Source organism: Nocardiopsis sp. TNDT3 (assembly GCF_003427465.1).
In the GTDB taxonomy this organism is placed as follows: Bacteria; Actinomycetota; Actinomycetes; order Streptosporangiales; family Streptosporangiaceae; genus Nocardiopsis; species Nocardiopsis dassonvillei.
In genome coordinates, this window is sequence record NZ_QPFC01000469.1 from 1 (window position 1) to 2,029 (window position 2,029).

Below are 2,029 nucleotides of genomic sequence, written 5' to 3' on the forward strand. Positions count from 1 at the left end.
CGCGGCGCCCCGCCCCGAGGACACCGAACCCACGGGTAACCTCCCTGGACCGGACCCGCGAGCCCCCGGTCCGGACGACCTGTCCGCGAACCCGCCCGAGAAGCCATCGTGGGAGTGATGGAGACGGACACCTACAGCGAGGACGCCGCGCTCATCGGCGAACGCCAGGCCGCGGCCCGCGCCCTCCTGGCCCATCCCCTGCTCACCGAGCGCACCCACCCCGCCGAGTTCGCCCTCGTGCGCTCCCACACCGAGTGGCTCGTCCAGCGCTTCCAACGCGTGCTCGGCTACCGCCTGACCGTCGCCGAGGACCACGCCCGGCTGGTCAAACGCGGTCTCGTCACCGAGGTCGCGCGCCCCCTCGCGCGCGGGACCGGCGCCCCCTTCACCCCGCGCACGCACACCTACCTGGCGCTGTCCCTGGCCGTCCTGGTCGAGGAGCAAGGCCCCACCACCGTCCGCGGCCTGGCCGCGCGGGTCCGCTCCGCCGCGCACGAGGCCGGGGTCGACGCCGACCCCGAGCGCGGCCTCGCCGAGCGCCGCGCCTTCTGCGCCGCCCTGCTCCACCTGGTCTCGCTCGGCGCCCTCACCGAGGACTTCGGCACCATCGCCGACCACCGTGAGGACCCCTCCGCCGACGCGGAGCTGATCCCGCACACGCAGGTCCTGCGCTCGGTCGCCGTCCACCTGCCCCGCGCCTCCGACGACCCCGACTCCTTCCTCGCCGCCGCACGCGACACCGACCCCGACGGCGACCACCAGGGCGAGACCGCCCTGCGCAGGCTCCTCGCAGAGACCGCCGTCGTCTACCGCGAGGAGCTCCCCGACCGCCAGCGCGACCGCCTCGCCGCGCACCAGTGGCGGGCCGCAGCGGCGCTCGGCAACCTCCTGGGCTGCGACACCGAGGTCCGCGCCGAGGGCGTCGCCCTCGTGATGCCCGACGAGGCGGGCGCCCGCCCCGCCTTCCCCTCCGACGACCCCGTCGGACAGGTCGCCCTGGCCCTGGTCCGCCACCTCTCCGGCCGCCTGCACCCCGGCCGCCCCGCCACCTCCGCCCCGGTCCCGGAGGAGGAGATGAACACCGCGCTGGAGGCCCTCTGCGGCGCGGACGCGCCCGCGCGGGCCGAGTGGGCCCGCACCGCGGGACCCGAGATCCCCGACCCCGGACGGCTCCGCGAGCGGGTCCTGGTCCTGCTGGCCGACCTCGGACTGCTGCGGGGCGCCCCCGGACGGTGGCGGCTCACCGCCGCGGCCGCCCGCTACGGGGCCGAAACGGACATCCGTGTCCCCCCGATCCAGGACAATGACGAAGACAGCCGGACACATCCCGACCCGGTGCGTGCCCCCGGCGACGACGAGGGCGAACCCGACGCTCCCGCCGACCCCCGCGGCGACCTGAGCCGGGTGGCGTCCGTGCTGCAAGCGGTGGCGAACGAGAAGGTGAGCGCGACCAGTGGTGACTCAGGAGACCAGCCAGGCCCCGGAAGCGGCGGCGGCGACGGGTCCGGCTGATTCCGCCGGTACCGGCGCCTCCGGCGGCGTCCCCCGCTACCGGCTCGAACGTGCGGGCATCCGCAACGTCTGGCAGTACGACGACCACGTCCTGGACTTCGCCGAGGGGCGGCTGCTGCTGCGCGGCCGCAACGGCGCGGGCAAGTCCAAGGCGCTGGAGATGCTGCTCCCGTTCCTGCTCGACGGCGACGTGCGCCGCCTGGACACCACGGGCACCAACCGCACCAGCCTGCGCTGGCTCATGGCCGAGGACACGCGGCCCGGCCGCCTCCACGGTGCCGAGGATGACGGTCCCGACCTGCTCGGCGGCCCCGGCGCGGAGGACGCGTCCGAGGACGCCCCGCACGGCGCCGACGCCTCCGGCGACCCCGCGGAGGAGGAGTCCGGCCCCGCCACCCGGCTCGGTTACCTGTGGGTGGAGTTCACCACCGAGCGCGGCGACCGCGGACTCGACGCCGCCGCCCGCTCCGGCAACGGCCGGGGGGCCTCCGCGCTGCTCGCCGGTACCGGTGCGAGC

Annotated in this window: 1 protein-coding gene and 1 pseudogene; both read left to right on the forward strand. The window is 76.4% G+C overall.

Translation table 11 applies throughout. From position 1 onward, the window contains the following. Positions 1-117 precede the first annotated feature (117 nt). The gene (locus tag DQW06_RS12215; RefSeq protein WP_013156086.1) at positions 118-1,512 is read left to right on the forward strand and encodes a TIGR02678 family protein; all 1,395 of its coding nucleotides are present in this window, start codon (positions 118-120) and stop codon (positions 1,510-1,512) included. Continuing rightward, a pseudogene (locus DQW06_RS12220) lies at positions 1,454-2,029 on the forward strand (exonuclease SbcC); the annotation flags it as partial. The gene DQW06_RS12215 and the pseudogene DQW06_RS12220, both read left to right, overlap by 59 nt.